We start from the raw sequence: 18,042 nt of genomic DNA on the forward strand, positions 1-18,042 counted from the left end.
CGCGTCCAGTTGCTCGGTTCGGGAACGATCTTCCGTGAAGTGATCGCTGCCGCCGAACTGCTGAAGAACGACTGGGGCGTCGACGCCGACCTCTGGGGCTGCCCGAGCTTCTCGGAACTGGCGCGCGACGGCAACGACGTGCAGCGCTGGAATCTGCTGCATCCGACCGAAAAACCGCGCCGCTCGCACGTCGAAGCCTGCCTGGCCGACACGCGCGGTCCGATCATTGCGGCCACCGACTATGTCCGCCTGTTTGCCGAGCAGATCCGCCCCTTCCTGAATCGCCGCTACGTGACGCTGGGGACCGACGGCTTCGGCCGCTCCGACACGCGCGAGAAGCTCCGCCACTTCTTCGAAGTCGATCGCCGCTGGGTCACCCTCGCCGCGCTCAAGGCGCTCGCCGACGACGGTCAGATTGAACGGTCGAAGGTGGCCGAAGCGATCGGACGCTACGGCATCGACGTCAACAAACCCAATCCGATGACCGTCTGAGGGAGCCAAGCGATGAGTCAATTGATCGAAGTCAAAGTCCCCGACATCGGCGACTTCCACGACGTGCCGGTGATCGACATCTGCGTCCAGGTCGGCGATGCCGTCAAGGTCGACGACGCATTGGTCACGCTGGAATCGGACAAGGCAACGATGGACGTGCCGTCATCGGCCGCCGGCGTCGTCAAGGAGGTGCGCGTACAACTCGGCGACAAGGTTTCCGAGGGAAGCGTCGTCGTCATCCTCGCTGCTGGCGCCGAAGCGGGCGTCAAGCCGACTGGCGCGCCCGCCCCGGCCGCCGCCCCAGCCCCAGCCAGCACTGCGCCCAGCGCCGCGGCAGCCGCTGCGGCGAGCGCCGCGCCTCCACTGCCCAGCCCGACGCCGCCCGCCAGCACCGCCCAGCCCAGCGCAGCGCCGCCACCCGCTCTTGCCGTCGGCGCACGCACGCACGCCAGCCCTTCAGTGCGCCTGCTGGCGCGCGAACTTGGTGTCGATCTGACAAAAGTCAGTGCCAGTGGTCCGAACGGGCGGATCCTGCAGGAAGACGTCAACGCCTACGTCAAGGGCGTCATGACCGCCAGCCGTGCCCCTGCGGCGGCGGCTCCGGCCGCCCTTGGCGGCGGCCTTGACCTGCTGCCGTGGCCCAAGGTCGACTTTGCCAAGTTCGGCCCGGTCGAAGTCAAACCGCTCGCCCGCATCAAGAAGATCTCGGCCCAGAACCTGGCGCGCAACTGGGTGATGATCCCGGCCGTGACCTATCACGAAGACGCCGACATCACCGACCTGGAAGCCTTCCGCGTCGCGATCAACAAGGAGAACGAGCGCTCGGGATTGAAGATCACGATGCTCGCCTTCCTCATCAAGGCCTGCGCCTTTGCCTTGAAGAAGTTTCCCGAATTCAACAGCTCGCTCGACGGCGACAACCTGATCCTCAAGCAGTACGTGCACATCGCCTTTGCCGCCGACACGCCGCACGGCCTCGTCGTTCCGGTGATCAAGGACGCGGATCGCAAGACGGTCAGCCAGATTGCCGTGGAGAGCGGCGAACTGGCCAGGAAGGCGCGCGACGGCAAACTCACCCCGGGCGAAATGTCCGGCGCGTGCTTCACGATCTCCAGCCTGGGCGGCATCGGCGGAACCTACTTCTCGCCAATCATCAACGCGCCCGAGGTGGCCATCCTCGGTGTCAACAAATCCGTCACCAAGCCGGTCTGGAATGGGCGCGAGTTTGCTCCGCGCCTGATCCTGCCGCTCTCGCTGACCGCCGACCATCGCGTCATCGACGGCGCCCTGGCGACCCGCTTCAACGTCCATCTTGCGCAACTGCTCGCCGACCTGCGGCGCGTATTGCTCTGACCGGGAGACAATCCGATGAGCCAGACCCTGGAAGCCCGCGTCCCGGATATCGGCGACTACCACGACGTGCCGGTCATCGACATCTGCGTCGCCGTCGGCGATACGGTCAAGGTCGACGATCCGCTGGTCACCCTCGAATCCGACAAGGCGACGATGGACGTACCGAGCAGCGCGGCGGGCGTCGTCCGCGAGATCCGGGTGAAGCTCGGCGACAAGGTCTCGCAAGGCGACGTCGTCGTCGTTCTCGAGACGGCCGCGCCGACCGCCGCCGCGCAGCCGGCTGCCGGCACGCCGGACACTCGACCCACCGCCGCGCCAGCGGCGCCGCAGGCGGTCGCTGTCAGCAGCGCGGCAGCCGACCTCGAATGTGAGGTCCTCGTCCTCGGCGCCGGGCCGGCCGGCTACTCGGCGGCTTTCCGCAGCGCCGACCTCGGCCAGCGCACGATCCTCGTCGAGCGTTATCCGACGCTCGGCGGCGTTTGCCTGAACGTCGGCTGCATCCCGTCGAAAGCCCTGTTGCACATCGCCAGCGTCCTCGAGGAAGCGCAGCATCTGGGCGATTCCGGCATCAGCTTCAGCGCGCCGAGCATCGATGTCGAGAAGCTGCGCGCACACAAGAACCGGGTCGTCGGCAAGTTGACCAGCGGCCTCGCCGGCATGGCGAAGGGACGCAAGGTCGAAGTCGTCCAGGGCGTCGGCCAGTTCGTCGACCCGAAGCACCTCGAAGTGACGCTTGCCACCGGTGGCAGCAAGCTGATCCGCTTCGCAAAGGCGATCATTGCCGCGGGTTCGCGCCCGATCGCCCTGCCCTTCATGCCCGACGATCCGCGCGTCGTCGATTCGACCGGCGCGCTCGAACTGCGCCAAATCCCACAGCGCATGCTGGTCATCGGTGGTGGCATCATCGGCCTCGAAATGGCCAGCGTCTATTCGGCGCTCGGCGCGCGCATCACCGTCGTCGAGCTTGGCCCGGTCCTCATGCCCGGCGCCGACCGCGACCTGGTCAAGGTCTGGGAGAAGCGGAACGCGCACCGCTTTGACCGCATCCTGCTCAACACCGGCGTGGTCGCCGCGACGGCCGACGCTGCCGCCATCGAAGTCAGCTACAGCAGCGGCGAAAGCGAGCGCTTCGACCTCGTCCTGGTCGCCGTCGGTCGTTCGCCGAATGGCCGGCGCCTGGCTGCCGAGAAGGCTGGTGTCGTCGTCGACGAGCGTGGCTTCATCCCGGTCGATGCGCAGCAGAGAACCAACGTCGCGCACATCTTCGCGATCGGCGACATCGTCGGCCAGCCGATGCTTGCGCACAAGGGCGTGCACGAAGGCCATGTCGCTGCGGAGGCGGCGCACGGCGGCAAGCGCTGCTTCGAGGCGCTGCAGATCCCGTCGGTCGCCTATACCGACCCGGAAATCGCCTGGGCCGGCAAGACGGAGGAGCAGTGCCGCGCCGAAGGGCGCAAGTTCGGCAAGAGCGTCTTCCCCTGGGCCGCCTCGGGCCGCGCCCTCGCCAACGGTCGCGAGGAAGGCTTTACCAAGCTGATCTTCGACGAGGAGACGCATCGCGTGATCGGCGGCAGCATCGTCGGCACGCACGCCGGGGATCTGATCGGCGAGGTCTGCCTGGCCATCGAAATGGGCTGCAACGCCGCCGACATCGGGCATACGATACACCCGCATCCGACGCTCGGCGAGTCGATCGGCATGGCAGCCGAGGTCTATGAAGGCACCTGCACCGACCTGCCGGCCGCCCGCAAGAAGTAGGCGGGGGACACGCAACGCGCGACGATCGGCACCCGATGCGGTCCGCTTTCCCACTCGTGCTTGCTCTTGTCGCCTCGGCCGTGCAGGCCGACGTTCTTGCGCCGGCCAGCGCACCCGACGCCGGGCGCCAGCGCGAACTGGTTCATCTCGTCCGTCAGGATTGCGGTTCCTGCCACGGGATGACGCTTGCCGGCGGCCTCGGCCCGTCGCTCAAACCCGAGGCTCTGCGCGACAAGCCGCTCGAATCGCTGATCGCCACGATCCATGCCGGGCGACCGGGAACGCCGATGCCGCCCTGGCATCGCTTCCTGAGCGAGGCCGAAGCCCGCTGGATCGTCGAGCAATTGATCAGCGGCTTCCCGCACTAAGGCAAGGCACGGCGCACTCTGCGGCGCGCCCGCGCCGGGCGGGCGCAGCGCCTGCCCGACCGACTCAGAACGAACGCGGTAGACCGAGCAGATGCTCGGCGACGTAGGAGAAGATCAGGTTGGTCGAGATCGGCGCGACCTGATAGAGGCGCGTCTCGCGAAACTTGCGCTCGATATCGTATTCGGTGGCAAAACCGAAACCCCCGTGCGTCTGCAGGCAGACATTGGCCGCCTCCCACGACGCCTTGGCCGCCAGGTACTTCGCCATGTTCGCCTGCGCGCCGCAGGGCTGCTCGGCGTCGAACAGCGCGCACGCCTGGAAACGCATCAGGTTTGCCGCTTCGAGCTCGATGTAGGCCTCGGCGATCGGAAACTGCACGCCCTGGTTCTGACCGATCGGTCGATCGAAGACGATGCGCTCGCTCGCATAGCGCCGGGCGCGTTCGATGAACCAATAGCCGTCGCCGATGCATTCGGCGGCAATCAGCGTCCGCTCGGCATTCAACCCGTCGAGCAGGTAGCGAAATCCCTTGCCTTCCTCGCCGATCAGATTCTCCTGCGGAATCTCCAGGTTGTCGAAGAAAAGCTCGTTCGTTTCGTGATTGACCATGTTGGCAATCGGCCGCACGCTCAGCCCCTTGCCTACCGCCTGGCGCAGATCGACGATGAAGACCGACATTCCGTCAGACTTCCGGGCAAGCTCGCGCAGCGGCGTCGTGCGCGCGAGCAGAACCATCAGATCCGAGTGGCGAACGCGCGACGTCCACACCTTCTGGCCGTTGACCACATAGCGCCCGTCCTTCTTCACCGCGCTCGTCCTGATCTGCGTCGTATCCGTGCCGCTGCTCGGCTCGGTCACCGCCATCGACTGAATGCGCAGCCGACCGGCGGCAATCTCCGGCAGGTAGCGCTCCTTCTGCGCGCGGCTGCCATTGCGCAGCAACGTCCCCATGTTGTACATCTGACCATGCACGGCAGCCGAATTCGCCCCGCTGCGGTTGATTTCCTCCATGATCACGCTGGCCGCGGTCAGTCCGAGACCGGTGCCACCGTATTCCTCCGGAATCATCGCTGACAGCCAGCCACCCGCCATCAAGGCATCGACGAAGGCCTGCGGGTAAGCGCGCTGCTCGTCGATCTGGCGAAAGTACTCGTCCGGAAACGCGCGGCATAGCGAGCGCACCGCCTCGCGAATTTCCTGATGTTCATCGGCAGCACCCAGTCGTGGCAACATGCAGTTCATCCTCGTCAAGAAAACGCTTGCCGCGCGCCATGTCGGCGCGGGCTCGACTCCCTGCTCGAGCCAGGCCGGCAAAGCACCAGCTTAGCAGGTGCAGGCAGTCTCGTCCGCATCTTGCCCTGCGCTCGACCGGCGTGCACGAGTCTCTCGTCGCACATCGCGCGCTTGTCTACGAAGACGCTGCACAAGCGAGATTCGCGGAGTATCGGAGTATGATTCACACATCTTGTTGCCGGCGGGGGAGCGGGGAGACTGCCAGCGGGCGCGAAGGGAATCCCGGCGAGCGCGAGCTTGCTGACGATCCCTGACGCGACTTCGGTGCAGCAAGGGCGAAGGCCGAGTCCGCCGGTCGCCCACCACAATATTCCCGAGCTTGCCAGTGGTGCAGAAATGGCGCAAACGTGACGATGGTTGTCGAGAGCTATTACGTTCCCTTGAAACGAGCCGAGATCGAAGTGGGCAAGCCGCTTGCCTGGGATGTCTTCGACCACAACCACAAGCTGCTCCTGAAGCGGGGTTTCGTACTCGAGCGGCCAGCGCAGCTCGATGCACTGCTCGAGAAGGGATTGTTCAAGGAGCGTATCAGCGGCCGCGCAGGGCAGGCGCGCGCTGCGCGGGACGGCGACGCGACCGGTGAAGCGGCGGGGAGTGACGACGCTGGCGAGCGCACCGTCCAGCTCGACGAGATCAAGCTGTCGATCGGCGATCCCTTCCAGATTCAGATGCAGGTCGAGCAGGCGGAAAGTCGCTACTACGTGAAGCTGATCGGCTATCTGCGCGGCAAGAGCGTGCTGGTGACGATGCCGGAAGTCGATGGTCGGCTATGTTATGTGCGCGAAAGTCAGGCTCTCGTCGTCCGTTTCTTCGCCGGACGCAACGCCTATGCGTTCCCCGCCCATGTCTTGCGGTCGTCGAGCGTGCCGTTTCCCCACATGTGCCTGACCTACCCGGCGCAGGTGCGTGGGCTGGTGGTGCGCGCCGGCGAACGCGTTCCAGTGCGAATCATCTGCGCTGTGTCAGCCCGCGAAGACACACGAACGGTAAGCGCCGCCGGAATGTTGACCAACCTCAGCGTGAGCGGCGCCATGCTGTCGGCAAAGAGCCGGCTGGGCGACAAAGGCGACCTCATTTCGGTCAAGTTCCGCTTGACGATCAGGGACATCGAGGTTCTCACGGCAATCGATGCAAGCATTCGCTCGCTCACCCAGGACGACACCGGCGAATTCCTGCACGGCATCCAGTTTGCCGGTCTGCCCAATGACGTGGCAATTGCCCTCACTGCCTTCGTCTATCACAAGCTGGCCGAGACCTCGCGCTGAAGCGCTCCGACGACTGACGGGAGCGCCCGCTGGGCCAACTAGTCAACTAGTCCAGCAGGATCAGATTATCGCGATGGATCATTTCCGGCTCGTCGATGTAGCCGAGGATCTCTTCGATGTCCTGGCTGGCGCGGCGAGCGATTCGTCGTGCATCGCTGCTGCCGTAGTTGATCAGGCCACGCGCTACTTCCTTGCCCGCACTCGACATGCACGCCACGGCCGCGCCGCGCTCGAATTCACCGGCGACCGAGACCACGCCGATCGGCAGTAGACTCCTCCCGTCCTGCAGCGCGTTGACCGCACCAGCATCGAGGACCAATCGGCCGGACAACTGCAGGTGGTCGGCAAGCCACTGCTTGCGCGCGGTCAGCGGCTGAGTCTCGGCGATCAGCAGCGTTCCCAGCGCTTCGCCGCGCGCCAGACGGATGAGAACCTCCTTCTCGCGTCCGCTGGCGATCACCGTATGCGCGCCGCTGCGCGCTGCACGCTTGGCAGCGGTGACCTTGCTGATCATGCCGCCCGTGCCGATCTGCGTACCGCTGCCGCCAGCCATCGCTTCCAGCTCAGGCGTGCCGGCGCGCGCCTCGGCAATCAACGCCGCATGCGGGTCCTTACGCGGATCGGTGGTGAACAGGCCAGGCTGATCGGTCAGGATGATCAGGCAGTCGGCCTCGACCAGGTTGGCAACGAGCGCACCCAGCGTATCGTTGTCGCCAAACTTGATCTCTTCAGTGACGACCGTGTCGTTCTCATTGATGATCGGAACGACACCCAACTGCAGCAAGGTGCTCAACGTCGACCGGGCGTTCAGGTAGCGCGTGCGGTCGGCCAGATCGTCATGCGTCAGGAGCACCTGTGCGGTGTGCAGGCCGTAGCGGGCAAAGGCGCTCTCGTACACCTGCGCCAGGCCCATCTGACCGACCGCCGCTGCCGCCTGCAGTTCGTGCACCGCCTTGGGTCGTTTGCTCCAACCCAGGCGGCGCAGACCACAGGCGATGGCTCCCGACGACACGAGCACGATCTGCCGACCCGCCAGGCGCAGATCGGCGATCTGTCGGGCCCACTCGCTGATTGCGCCGAGATCCAGCCCTTCGCCATTATTGGTCACCAGCGCCGAACCGACCTTGACGACCAGGCGGCGAGCAACAGCAATACGCGTGCCGGCCATCACCCCACCGCCTGTGCGTGCTGCGGCGGCAGCGCCGACACGTCGGGCTGCGCACCCGAAGTGACCGTGGGCAGTTCGGCGAGCGCGCTCACCAAGGCGTCGGTGAGTTGCCGACAGCCGTCGCCACCGAGGGCGCTGATGCAGAAGTATGGCGTCGCTCGATCGATCGCCTGCCACTTTGCGAGAAAGTCGGCAATCCGCGACTCGCGCTCCTCTTCCGGCAGCAGGTCGAGCTTGTTGAGCACCAGCCAGCGCGGCTTGTCAGCCAGTTCCGGATCGTGCGCGGCGAGTTCGCGCAGAATGACCTGGGCGTCGCGCACCGGGTCTGCATCGGGGTCGATCGGCGCCAGGTCAACCAGGTGGAGCAGGAGACGCGTGCGCCCAAGATGCTTGAGAAAGCGCGTGCCTAGACCCGCTCCGCTGGCTGCGCCATCGATCAAACCGGGAATGTCGGCAATGACGAAACTCCGGTTTTCGTCTACGCGCACGACGCCCAGGTGCGGCTGCAGCGTCGTGAAAGGGTAATCGGCGACGCGTGGCCGCGCCGCCGAGACGGCGCGCAGGAACGTGCTCTTGCCGGCGTTCGGCATTCCGAGCAGGCCGACATCGGCGAGCAGACGCAACTCCAGACGCAGTTCGAGCTGCTCGCCCGGGTCGCCGCGTGTGCATTGGCGCGGCGTTCGATTGACGCTCGACTTGAAGTGGACGTTACCCAGGCCACCCCGTCCGCCACGAACAATGAGCGCTTTCTTGCCGTCGACGTCGAGATCAGCCAGCAGATCACCGCCGTCGGCGTTGAGAACCATCGTTCCGACCGGCATGCGCAAGGTCATGTCCTTGCCGCGCTTGCCGTGGCAGTCGCTCGAGCGGCCGTTGTCGCCGCGCTGCGCCCGATAGCGCTGGACGAAACGATACTCGATCAAGGTGTTGACGTTGCGGTCGGCAACGCAATAGACGTCGCCACCGTGCCCGCCGTCACCGCCATCCGGCCCGCCCTGCGGCACGTATTTCTCGCGCCGGAACGACGCAATCCCGTTGCCGCCGTCGCCGGCGGCGACCAGTATCCTCGCCTCGTCGACAAATTTCATGCGCGCATCCTTCGTGTTGGCCCAGCGACAAAGAAAAAGCCCTACCAAAAAGGATAGGGCTTCGTCGATCGCCGGCCATCCCACCCCGCCGGCTTCGCCGCCGATCAGGCAGCGAGCGGAATGATGCTGACCGTCCGCCGGCCTTGGGCGCCCTTGATCGCAAACTGAACGTGTCCATCGACCAGAGCGAACAGCGTATGGTCCTTGCCGAGGCCCATGTTCTCGCCCGGATGGTAGGCCGTACCGCGTTGGCGGACAATGATGTTGCCCGCGCGAACGAGCTGCCCGCCGTAACGCTTGACGCCCAGGCGCTTGGCTTCGGAGTCGCGTCCGTTGCGTACGCTACCGCCTGCTTTCTTGTGTGCCATGAGTCAGATTCCTTTCCAATCAGTCCGAAACCGGCGCTGCCGCGCCGTCTACGATCGCCTCGACGCGAATTTCGGTGTAGTTCTGGCGATGCCCCTGATGCTTCTGAGAGTGCTTGCGCCGCCTCATCTTGAAGATCCGGATCTTGTCGTGGCGGCCGTGCGCGAGGACCGTCGCCTTGACCGTGGCGCCTGCGACCAGCGGCGTGCCGATACGGATGGCATCGCCTTGGCCAACGACCAGCACCTGATCAAGCGTGATTTCTGCGCCAACTTCTGCCGGTATCTGTTCTATTTTGAGTTTTTCGCCGCTGGCAACGCGATACTGCTTGCCCCCGGTTTTTATGACCGCGTACATGTTGGACTCCAAGAAACTGAACAAGGTTAAACGAAGAACCGGTGATTATACATGGCTCTGCCCGCGTGACAAGGATTCCTGCGCATTAGCCATACGGTAGTTGCATGTATGGCATTGTCGCAGCACCTGTTCAGTCGACGTTCGGCGCGAAGGAGAGGTAGCACCGAAGATTTGAACAGCAGGAGACATGGTAGCCTTGCCCGACCAAACGGCTGCGGAAGCAGACGGAGCGCGCGGTTCAGGTTCGTGGTGAGGTGAACCATCCGGTGAGCGCTGATCCGGACCTGACGGAGCTACACGCCAGGATCGGGCAGCTGACGCTGGAGAACGATTTCTTGGAACATGCGCTCATCAAGGGGGCAGGCTTCCCGCAAGACGATGATGAACCGCAAGCACAAGCGGCCCGTTTCGTATCGGTGAGCCCTCCTCGGGCTGGCGCGGTCGACCGGCGATTACACGCCACGCGAAGTCCCGCCGGATGATCCGCCGCTGATGCGTAGCAGCGAGGGGGTTGCAGACCGGGTGCAGGCACATCAGCACCTTGATGGCGCATGTGCATCGAGACGCCATATCGGAGGCCCAACACCTCCCGTCGGCAGCGGGGTAATGAAATCCATCTGCTTCTGCTGCGCGAGCTCGCCGTCGAGCGACCCAATCACGTGCACGCGGCGGACATCACCTGCATTCCCATGCGCCGCAGCTTCCCCCATCTGTTCGCCGCGATCGACTGGTACTCACGGCGGGTGCTCGCCTGGCGCCTCTCCAACACCTTGACGACTGACTTCTGTCTGAATGCAGTGCGGGACGCCATTCACCGGCACGGGTGCCCGGAAGTCCGCAACACCGATCAGGGTTGCCAGTCCAGCGGCGGCCAATTCGCGGCGCCCTTTCGGCAAGCTTTCGTGAAATCCCTGGCGGCGTCTGCTAGCGTGCTGGCTCGTCCAGTCCGATCGGGAGGCTGCCTTCGCCGAGTGGCAGAGCATCCGCGCGCCTGGTGCCCGCATTCCGGACGACCTGCAGTTGCGAGCGAGTTTGCCGGGCGGTACGGCGTTGCCAAGGTGGCGGTTGTACTTAAGCTCGATCACGCCAACCTGAAACTGCACAGCGCGCGGACTTCGTCGAACTCAACTTCGGCCTGCCGCTCGCCCCACCGGCCTGCGTTCCGACCCTCGCGGACCGACACAGCCACGCACTGCGCATCGTGTTGGCGCAAGCGGCAAGCAGTGAATCGTCGCGATCGCCCGCAATCTCTGGCAGACGCGGTCGTGATCGCGCTCAGCGGGCGCCTGCACGTCTGGGTGGCCAGCTAACCGGCAGACTTGCGCTGCGGCATCGACGGCCTCGCCCGACGCGTGCGGCAGAGGCTCGCCGAAAACCCGTTCAGCGGCCCCCTTTTCGTCTCCCGAAACCGTCGGCGTACCGCCGCCAGCCTCCTCGTCTATGATGGCCAGGGCTTGTGGCCGTGCCAAGAACGCCTGTCGCAGGGTCGCTTCCGTTTCTGGCCCGGGGCATCGAGCGGGCAGGCTATCGCCGGATCGCCGCGCTGCGTTACCTCGGGCGCGACCGGGCAGAGGTCGAGTGCTGGCCGGTGGGCCTCGCGCAGGCGCTGTTGGGCGTGTTGGCGCGTACGCGCAGGCGATCGTTTGCGCCGATCGAAGAAGCCTTCCTGTTGCGCGAGTTGATTTCCGGCGCGTCGTGACAGACGTCTCCAAGCGGTAGGCGTAGCCCGTCGCCCAAGCGGAGTCCGAGGCTTGAGAGCGTGAAAACGAACTCCCGGTCACTAAGTGCCCGCGTGCTGGCGATGATCCGCCGGGCCTCATCAACCGTGGCGATATGGAGTCAGCGCTGGCTTCTCGGCGACGGCCGTACAGAAGCCGTTGACAGCGATCATGCACCGGGTGATCAGTGCTTACCCACTGCGAAAAATGGGGTCACTCGCGCGCGCCAGGTTGCTCCGTCGCAGCCGCTGGCAACCCGGCGGGCTGCCCGCCAGTACGCAGATTGATCGTCACAATGCCGATCAGGATCAGCGCGCAACCGCCAACGCCGGCAAGGTCCAGCCGGTCGCCCATCAGCAGATAGCCGAAGAGCGCGGCGAACACCGTCTCCGATGAGAGGATGATCGCCGCGTCGGCAGCGTCGGCGTAACGCTGCGCAATCACCTGGCAGGAAAAGGCGATACCGACCGAGAGCACCCCGGTATACAGGATGGGCAGGCCGGCTGCCCGCAGCGCCGCCAGATCGACGCCTTCGAAGAGCAGCGCAGCAATGAGGGCGAGGACGCCGCAGACGAAGAACTGCCCGCCAGCAACGAGAAAGGGCGCCGCCAGGCGATCAGCGACACGCCCGACGAGCAGCACGTGCAGCGCCCAGGGCAAGGCCGAGGCGATCACCCACAGATCGCCGACGCCAATGCTCAGCTCATGCGCACCGGAAAGCAGGAAAGCGCCGAGCAGACAGCTCAGGCCGGTGGGCCACACCGACCAGTGCGGCAGTTGGCGCAGGAGCAGCCAGCCGAGCAGCGGCACCAGCGGAACGTAGAGCGCGGTCAGAAAACCTGCGTTGGTCACCGTCGTGCTGATCAGCCCGGTCTGCTGCATCACCGCGCCGAGCAACAGGAAGACGCCCAGGCCTCCGATCTGCCAGACCCCGCGACGACGCTCTTGCGCCCGGGCCGCCGTTCGGCGCAGACCTTGCCATTCGCGCCAGCTCAGCGGCGCGACAACCAGCGCGCCGATCAGAAAGCGCACCCCGGTGAAGGCCATCGGCCCGATATCGGCCATGCCGTGGCTTTGTGCGACAAAAGCCGACCCCCAGATCAGGGCTACCAGGGTCAGCAACAGGTTGGCCTGGACGCGGCTCAACTAGCAAACCGCCAAGCCAAGCGGCAGCACGCGGGCGCGGCATGGCCGGCGCTCGGCGCTCGGCGACCGCCGCGGGCGCTTATTGCACGCGTATCTCGACCCGCCTGCCTTCCTCCGGGCTGCCGCTGCCGATCGTCGACTCGGGTTTGCGGAACTTGACGCGGCTGGCATCGACCCCACCGGCGAGCAAGGCCGTGCGCACGCTGACCGCCCGCGCCTTGGCCAATTGCGCGTTGTTCGCTGCATCACCCGAGGGATCGTGGAAACCGGAAAGCAGCACGATCGCTTGCGGGTTCTTCGCCAGCGCCTGCACGGTGGTCGCCACGACGGCCCGGTCCGCCTCGTTCATTTCGGCTTTGCCGACGCCAAAATAGACCTTCGCCAGCGGCTCACCAATTGGCGCGATGTCGACCATCTCGGCCGAATTCGCCGCCGGCGCGCGCACCGTCTTGCCACCGCCGACGGCATAGACCACGCCCACTACGGCCAGCGCTATTCCGGCCAATACGCCCGCGACTACTGCGGTTATCTCGTCATCATCCTTTGACGCCATGACACCCCTCGCACATTGAGAAATAAACGTTTGGAACCCATTGCCGCCGATGTGCCATTCTAGTCCCGATTGCTGTCGCCTGGCAAACGCGACGCCGTTCTGACAGCGTCGGCACAGGTCGACTCGACTTCTTCGGCTCAGCGACGTGCGACGATTTCGGCCGGGGCAGTGGCCATCTGGATTTCTTGTTGGAAGTGACGCGTTGCCGCCGAAGGACTGCGCCGAAGCCGACTTCACGCTGGAGAGGACTTGGAGCGGCCTTCCGGATGGCCGGCGGACCTCGTCACCCAGGTCAGCGGCGAAAACCCGCTGTTTGCCCGCGCGGATTAACGCGGAGCGCCAGCTCGCCATCGTCGGCGAGTCGCCCGGCCGGGTCTGAGGCGTCACCCGGGTCGCGGGTCGACAGGCGCTGGCGGCGACTGCCGCCACGTTCTCCAGGCGCGCGCGATGAGCATTCCCCCTCAACAGCCTGGCGGATTCCGGCACAAGGCCCTGATCGAATGGGACTATGCACGGGCAGACCAGGCACGGTCGAGGTCGAGCGCGCGCAGGAGGAACAGTCCGGCACGCTGGCCAAGGTCTGGCAAGCGCTGGTCGAGCGAATCTGCAGCAAGTCCTCGACTTGGCTGCTCGGCGCGCGACTGTTCGGAAAGGCGTCAGACGAGGCCAGTGGTATCATCCGCCGCCTGATGACGACCACGATGGGGGCGCGACTCCGATGCTGCGCATTCTGCCAGCCTGTATTGCCTTGGCCTGCGGCCAGGCGCTCGCCCTGTCTCCCCCGGAGATCTTCCGCGCAGCAGCCGCTTCGGTCGTCGTCCTCGAAACCCTTGACGATACGGGTGGGACCAGCGCGCGCCTGAGCGCAACGGTGACCTCGGCGGAAACCGTGGTGACCGTTTGCAACGGCGTCGAATCGGCGAGCGCTTTGCGTATCGTGCGACCAGAAGCTCACCTCGCGGCAAGCTTGCTGGCACGGGATAACGACAGAAATCTCTGCCTGCTGGCGGCGCCTGGATTGAACGCCAAGGCCTTGCCCGCCGGCGCGGCCGAAGTCGCTGCCGGTAGCCGGGTATATGCCGTATCCAACGCGCTCGGCCTGGGCGTCGGGATTTCCGATGGGGTCTTCTCGGGAAAGCGCCGGTTTCCGAGTGGAGAATACCTCCAATTCAGCGCCCCTGTCTCGCCGGGTTCCGAAGGCGGCGCCCTGGTCGACGAGAGCGGGCGCTTGCTCGGTATCGTCGACTACCGACGCCGCGACGGGCAGAACGTGAACTTTGCGCTACCGGCGGCATGGATCGATCAGGTGCAGGAGCGGGCGAGCAAGAACGCTGCGCAACAGCAGCTTTACGCGCAAGCCAAGGCGCTGGTCGCCACGCAGGACTGGGAGGGTTTGTTGCGCCAGGCCGAGACGTGGGCGAAAGCTGCCCCGGATAACCCCGATGCGTGGTCTTTCGTGGTGCGGGCGGCGCGTGAGAAGAAACAGCCGGACGCCGAGTTGCGCGGCTGGGAGGCTCTGTACCGCATCGATCCGTCGCAGCGCGGCCACGTGCTCGGCCTCGGCTGGCAACTCGCCTTGCATCAGCGATACGAAGAAGCCTTGGCGCTCGCCCAGCGCATGGCGGCAGACAACCCGGCCGATGGTGCGGCCTGGTACCTGCAAGGGCTGCTGCTGCAGGAGAAAGGGCGCCTGGACGAAGCGGAAAAGGCGCTGCTGCGCGCGGTGGAAATCGATCCCTGGCTGACGGAAGCGTATCGATACCTGGCCAACATCGCGCTGGCGCGTGGCAATCCGGATCTGGCGATCGCCACCTGGCGGCGCTTGGCCGGCTTGCACAGCGGCGATGCCAACGCGCAATGGGGGCTGGTCAACGCGTACCTGCAAGCGGGCAGGCCACACAAGGCGTGGCGCGTTGTCGAGCGACTGGGCGAAGACCTGACGGGCGATCCCACGTACTGGTTCTGGCGCGGGCGGACGCTCGCCGCTCTCGGGGCGCAGGATGCGGCGTGCGCGGCTTACCACAAGAGCCTGGAGATCAAGCCCGATAATGCCTTGGCATGGGGAGGCGTCGGTATTTCGCGTTCCGAGCAGCAACGCCTGCCGGAAGCCATCGCGGCCTTTCGTGAAGCTCGCCGCCACGCGCCGGGGCAGGAAGAATGGGCCTACCTCCTGGCGGTGGCGCTCAAGGATGGCGGGCACCTCGACGAGGCGCTCGTTCTCACGACCGGGCTGCTTGAGCGCAGCCCGCAGTTGGCGCGCAGTTGGCGTCAGCACGGTTTCGTGCTGGCCCTTCTTGGCCGGCTTGACGAGGCAGTGCCGGCGCTCGAGCGCTCGTTGCAGATCGAACCGCGGCAGGCCAAGGTCTGGGGTTCACTGGTCGAAGTGAATCACCAACGCAACCGGCCGGCCGAGGCGCGGCAGGCCTACGAAAAACTGCGCGGCTTCGACAGCGCGGCCGCCGAGTCGCTGTATCGGCAGTTCATTCTTCCCACCGAGGCCTACCAGCCATGACGCCGCGCCTTTTCCCTTGGTTGGCTGCCGGGTGCGCAGCGGTCGCCGCGCAGCCATCGCATGCCACAGACGCTGACCAGGTTTTCCGGCGTGCCTCAGCGTCGGTAGTAACAGTCTACGCGCTCGACGATCAGGGAGCCAGCGAAGTACAGGGGAGCGGCGTCGTCATCGCTGCCGGGCTGGTCGCCACCAACTGCCATGTCATCCAGGATGCCGCCACGCTCGCGGTCGAGGTCGGGCAGAAAAGATGGGCGGCACGCTGGGCAAGGCGCGATGCCACGCGCGACATCTGCCTGTTGTCGGTCGCCGGATTGACCGCGCCGAGTGTGGCGATACGCGACACCGACACGCTCGCCGTCGGCGAAGCGGTCTTCGCCATCGGCAATCCGCTCGGTTTCGGTGTCACCGTCAGTCGCGGCCTGATTTCCGGCGTTGCTGGCAAGGGGAGCGACGCTTACCTGCTCAGCACGGCAGCGCAATCGCCCGGTTCGAGCGGCGGTGGTTTGTTCGACGAGCACGGCAAGTTGGTCGGCGTGACCACCGCCACGCTCGGAACCGGCCAGAATCTCAACCTCGCGCTGGCCGCCGCCGGAATTACCTCGCTCGCCACACAAGGAAAGTTGCCGCCCACACGCACCGCGCCTCCGCTGGCGGATCGCCAATGGGGCCAGGAAGCCGAGGCCCTGCAACAAACCGGCGCCTGGAAGAAACTGGCAGCGCACGCAGCCGCGTGGCTGGCGGAACAGCCGGGATCGGCGCCGGCACTGGTCTTCCTGGGCATGGCCGAGAACGAACTGGGGCAGGCGAGCGAAGCCTTGACCAAGCTGGAAAAGGCGCTCGCCGTGGACGACCGCTACGTCTTCGGCTGGCAACACTACGCCTTGGTCTTGCGCTCGCTCGGGCGCAAGGAGGCGGCAGAGCAAGCCCTGGATCGCGCACAAGCGATTTTCCCGAACTCCACGCGGGCGAACGAATTGCGCGCCGACTGGGCGTTGCACGACAAGAACCCGGCCAAGGCGCGTGAGGAGAGCCGCAAGGCAATCCGGCTGGCGCCGGGCCGCACGTTTGCCTGGCGCCTGCTGGGGACCAGCGAGGATGCGCTGGGCAACGGAGCCGGGGCGCTCGCCGCCTTTCGGGTGGCGCAGCGCCTGGGCGATACGAGTCCGGAGGTCGCCGAAAAGCTGAGCCGGCAACTCGCCGAAGCCGGCAAGGTGGATGAAGCGAGCGCGGTGGCTGCCAAAGCCGTTCTTGGACGCCGCGAGACGGCGCGTTCGGAAATCTCCATCGGCTTCGCTGAGCTCAAGCGCGCTCGCCTGGGAGCGGCCGAATCAGCGATGCGCAAGGCGGTCGAACTGGCACCGGAATTACCCGAAAGCTGGCAGGGCCTGGCCGCGGTGCTCGTCGCCACGCAGCGGCCGCGCGACGCCGAACAGGCGCTGGGCGAAGTACTCAAACGCAAGCCCGATCACGCGGACGCACTGGCGACCCGCGCCTCGCTGCGCCGCGATCTCGGGCTGCGGCCGGCGGCCGAACAGGACATCCTCCAGGCTCTGGCCATTGACCCGAACAACGTCAGCGCGTTGCGCGTACAGGCGGCCTTGCTGTACGACGCGCGGGATTTCCGCTCGGCGGTCAGCAGCCTGAAAAGGATCGCTAGCCTGGGCGGTGCTGGGGTCAACGATCTGATCAGCCTGGGCGACAGCCAGACCGAATCCGGCGCCCACGAAGAAGCCCTGTCCACCCTGGCGCGGGCCGAGGCGCAGGCGGGCGACACGATCCGTTTCTATCACGCCAAGGCCAAGGCGCAGGGGCGCAGCGGAAAGCTTCAGGAGTCGTTGACAACGCTGGAGGGCGCGTTGCGGATTGACCCGGTCAATCAATGGGCCTGGAGCAGCAAAGGCTACGCGCTGCTCAAGCTTGGGCGGTTGCCGGAAGCCGTCGAAACCCTGGAAACCGCGGTGCGCCTGTCGCCCGATTTCGCCAATGCCTGGATCAATCTCGGACAGGCGCATCTGCTAAGCCGCAACCTCGGGCGCGCCATCCAGGCGCCGGAAAAGGGCCTGGCATTGGCCCCGGAGGCAGCCGATCTCCGTCTGTACCTGGCCCAGGCCTATCTCGCCTCGCGCATCGCTGGCAAGGCACGCGAGCATGCCAACTGGCTGCTTGCCCGGCGACCGACGTTTCCACCCGCGCACGGCGTTCTGACCTTGGCCAGCCTGCTCGACGGGGATCCGTCAGGTGCCCGACAGCACTACGAACGCTTGCGCACGCTGTCACCCGAGATGGCCGGCAGCATTCGCAAGCAGGCGATCGCCAACGGCCTTGCGCAAGCCCGGGAGTGGACCGAGTAAACCGAGCATGCAGGCGGCGTCGGCCGCGCGGCGAACAGAAACCCGGCGTCGTTTAAGCAACCGGCACAGGCCCAGCCGCGGGCGACCGCCGGCTTGTGCTCGCAGGGCAATTGCATGAATGCCAATGTCGTTGACCCTCTGGAATAGTGGTTTACCGTCAATGAGTTAGGAAGGGGGCTGTTCACAGCCCTATGATTTGTGTAGTTTTCTGTCTTTTTGGGGTAGGCCATGAAGGCAGAAAATTCGGTTCGGC

The 18,042-nt window shown here is 65.7% G+C and carries 14 protein-coding genes and 3 pseudogenes; 10 read left to right on the forward strand and 7 right to left on the reverse strand.

Annotation, left to right across the window (positions count from 1 at the left end):
* The 4 genes and pseudogenes from aceE to Q1L59_RS07120 all read left to right on the forward strand — a co-directional run.
* Positions 1-492, forward strand: a pseudogene (gene aceE, locus Q1L59_RS07105) (pyruvate dehydrogenase (acetyl-transferring), homodimeric type); the annotation flags it as partial.
* Between the two features lie 12 nt (positions 493-504).
* On the forward strand, positions 505-1,845 hold the full coding sequence (gene aceF / locus Q1L59_RS07110; protein ID WP_300330092.1) for a dihydrolipoyllysine-residue acetyltransferase: 1,341 nt from the start codon (positions 505-507) through the stop codon (positions 1,843-1,845).
* A 15-nt stretch (positions 1,846-1,860) separates the two neighbouring features.
* Positions 1,861-3,603 carry a dihydrolipoyl dehydrogenase gene (gene lpdA / locus Q1L59_RS07115; protein WP_300330094.1) on the forward strand — a complete coding sequence of 581 codons (1,743 nt, stop codon included), beginning with the start codon at positions 1,861-1,863 and terminating at the stop codon, positions 3,601-3,603.
* Positions 3,604-3,638: 35 nt separating this feature from the next.
* Positions 3,639-3,971 carry a cytochrome c gene (locus Q1L59_RS07120; protein ID WP_300330097.1) on the forward strand — a complete coding sequence of 111 codons (333 nt, stop codon included), beginning with the start codon at positions 3,639-3,641 and terminating at the stop codon, positions 3,969-3,971.
* A gap of 64 nt (positions 3,972-4,035) precedes the next feature.
* Here Q1L59_RS07120 and Q1L59_RS07125 read toward each other — a convergent pair whose 3' ends face one another.
* Positions 4,036-5,205 (reverse strand): acyl-CoA dehydrogenase family protein, encoded by a 1,170-nt coding sequence (locus Q1L59_RS07125; protein ID WP_300330100.1) that lies wholly within the window; start codon positions 5,203-5,205, stop codon positions 4,036-4,038.
* Positions 5,206-5,618: 413 nt separating this feature from the next.
* On the opposite strand from Q1L59_RS07125, the gene Q1L59_RS07130 reads away from it, so the two are divergent.
* Positions 5,619-6,530, forward strand: a complete 912-nt coding sequence (locus tag Q1L59_RS07130; protein ID WP_300330127.1) for a flagellar brake protein — start codon at positions 5,619-5,621, stop codon at positions 6,528-6,530.
* A gap of 46 nt (positions 6,531-6,576) precedes the next feature.
* Here Q1L59_RS07130 and proB read toward each other — a convergent pair whose 3' ends face one another.
* The 4 genes from proB to rplU all read right to left on the reverse strand — a co-directional run bounded on the left by proB (position 6,577) and on the right by rplU (position 9,509).
* Positions 6,577-7,698, reverse strand: coding sequence for a glutamate 5-kinase (proB, locus tag Q1L59_RS07135; RefSeq protein WP_300330103.1), 1,122 nt, complete (start codon positions 7,696-7,698; stop codon positions 6,577-6,579).
* Entirely contained in the window at positions 7,698-8,786 is a 1,089-nt protein-coding gene (gene cgtA / locus Q1L59_RS07140; protein WP_300330104.1) for an Obg family GTPase CgtA, read from the reverse strand. Before cgtA ends, proB begins: the two co-directional genes overlap by 1 nt.
* Before the next feature lie 104 nt (positions 8,787-8,890).
* Positions 8,891-9,154 carry a 50S ribosomal protein L27 gene (rpmA, locus tag Q1L59_RS07145; RefSeq protein ID WP_300330107.1) on the reverse strand — a complete coding sequence of 88 codons (264 nt, stop codon included), beginning with the start codon at positions 9,152-9,154 and terminating at the stop codon, positions 8,891-8,893.
* 19 nt (positions 9,155-9,173) lie between these two features.
* Complete coding sequence (gene rplU / locus Q1L59_RS07150; RefSeq protein WP_300330110.1) at positions 9,174-9,509, reverse strand: 50S ribosomal protein L21; 336 nt, start codon at positions 9,507-9,509, stop codon at positions 9,174-9,176.
* A gap of 227 nt (positions 9,510-9,736) precedes the next feature.
* On the opposite strand from rplU, the pseudogene Q1L59_RS07155 reads away from it, so the two are divergent.
* The 3 genes and pseudogenes from Q1L59_RS07155 to Q1L59_RS07160 all read left to right on the forward strand — a co-directional run.
* Positions 9,737-10,369 (forward strand): annotated as a pseudogene (locus tag Q1L59_RS07155) (DDE-type integrase/transposase/recombinase); the annotation flags it as partial.
* 492 nt (positions 10,370-10,861) lie between these two features.
* A pseudogene (locus tag Q1L59_RS16720) lies at positions 10,862-10,969 on the forward strand (IS66 family insertion sequence element accessory protein TnpB); the annotation flags it as partial.
* A 2-nt stretch (positions 10,970-10,971) separates the two neighbouring features.
* Positions 10,972-11,208 carry a hypothetical protein gene (locus Q1L59_RS07160; RefSeq protein WP_300330113.1) on the forward strand — a complete coding sequence of 79 codons (237 nt, stop codon included), beginning with the start codon at positions 10,972-10,974 and terminating at the stop codon, positions 11,206-11,208.
* Positions 11,209-11,440: 232 nt separating this feature from the next.
* On the opposite strand, the gene Q1L59_RS07165 is transcribed toward Q1L59_RS07160, so the two are convergent.
* Together Q1L59_RS07165 and Q1L59_RS07170 are read right to left on the reverse strand one after the other, a co-directional pair.
* Complete coding sequence (locus Q1L59_RS07165; RefSeq protein ID WP_300330115.1) at positions 11,441-12,373, reverse strand: DMT family transporter; 933 nt, start codon at positions 12,371-12,373, stop codon at positions 11,441-11,443.
* A 79-nt stretch (positions 12,374-12,452) separates the two neighbouring features.
* Positions 12,453-12,926, reverse strand: a complete 474-nt coding sequence (locus Q1L59_RS07170; RefSeq protein ID WP_300330118.1) for an OmpA family protein — start codon at positions 12,924-12,926, stop codon at positions 12,453-12,455.
* A gap of 718 nt (positions 12,927-13,644) precedes the next feature.
* Between Q1L59_RS07170 and Q1L59_RS07175 the strand changes: the two genes are divergently transcribed.
* Positions 13,645-15,438: a serine protease gene (locus Q1L59_RS07175; RefSeq protein WP_300330121.1), complete on the forward strand. Its 1,794-nt coding sequence runs from the start codon at positions 13,645-13,647 to the stop codon at positions 15,436-15,438.
* Complete coding sequence (locus Q1L59_RS07180) at positions 15,435-17,789, forward strand: trypsin-like peptidase domain-containing protein (RefSeq protein ID WP_300330124.1); 2,355 nt, start codon at positions 15,435-15,437, stop codon at positions 17,787-17,789. Before Q1L59_RS07175 ends, Q1L59_RS07180 begins: the two co-directional genes overlap by 4 nt.
* Positions 17,790-18,042: the final 253 nt, after the last annotated feature.

Origin of the sequence: Accumulibacter sp., from assembly GCF_029255125.1 — a bacterium.
In the GTDB taxonomy this organism is placed as follows: domain Bacteria; phylum Pseudomonadota; class Gammaproteobacteria; order Burkholderiales; family Rhodocyclaceae; genus Accumulibacter.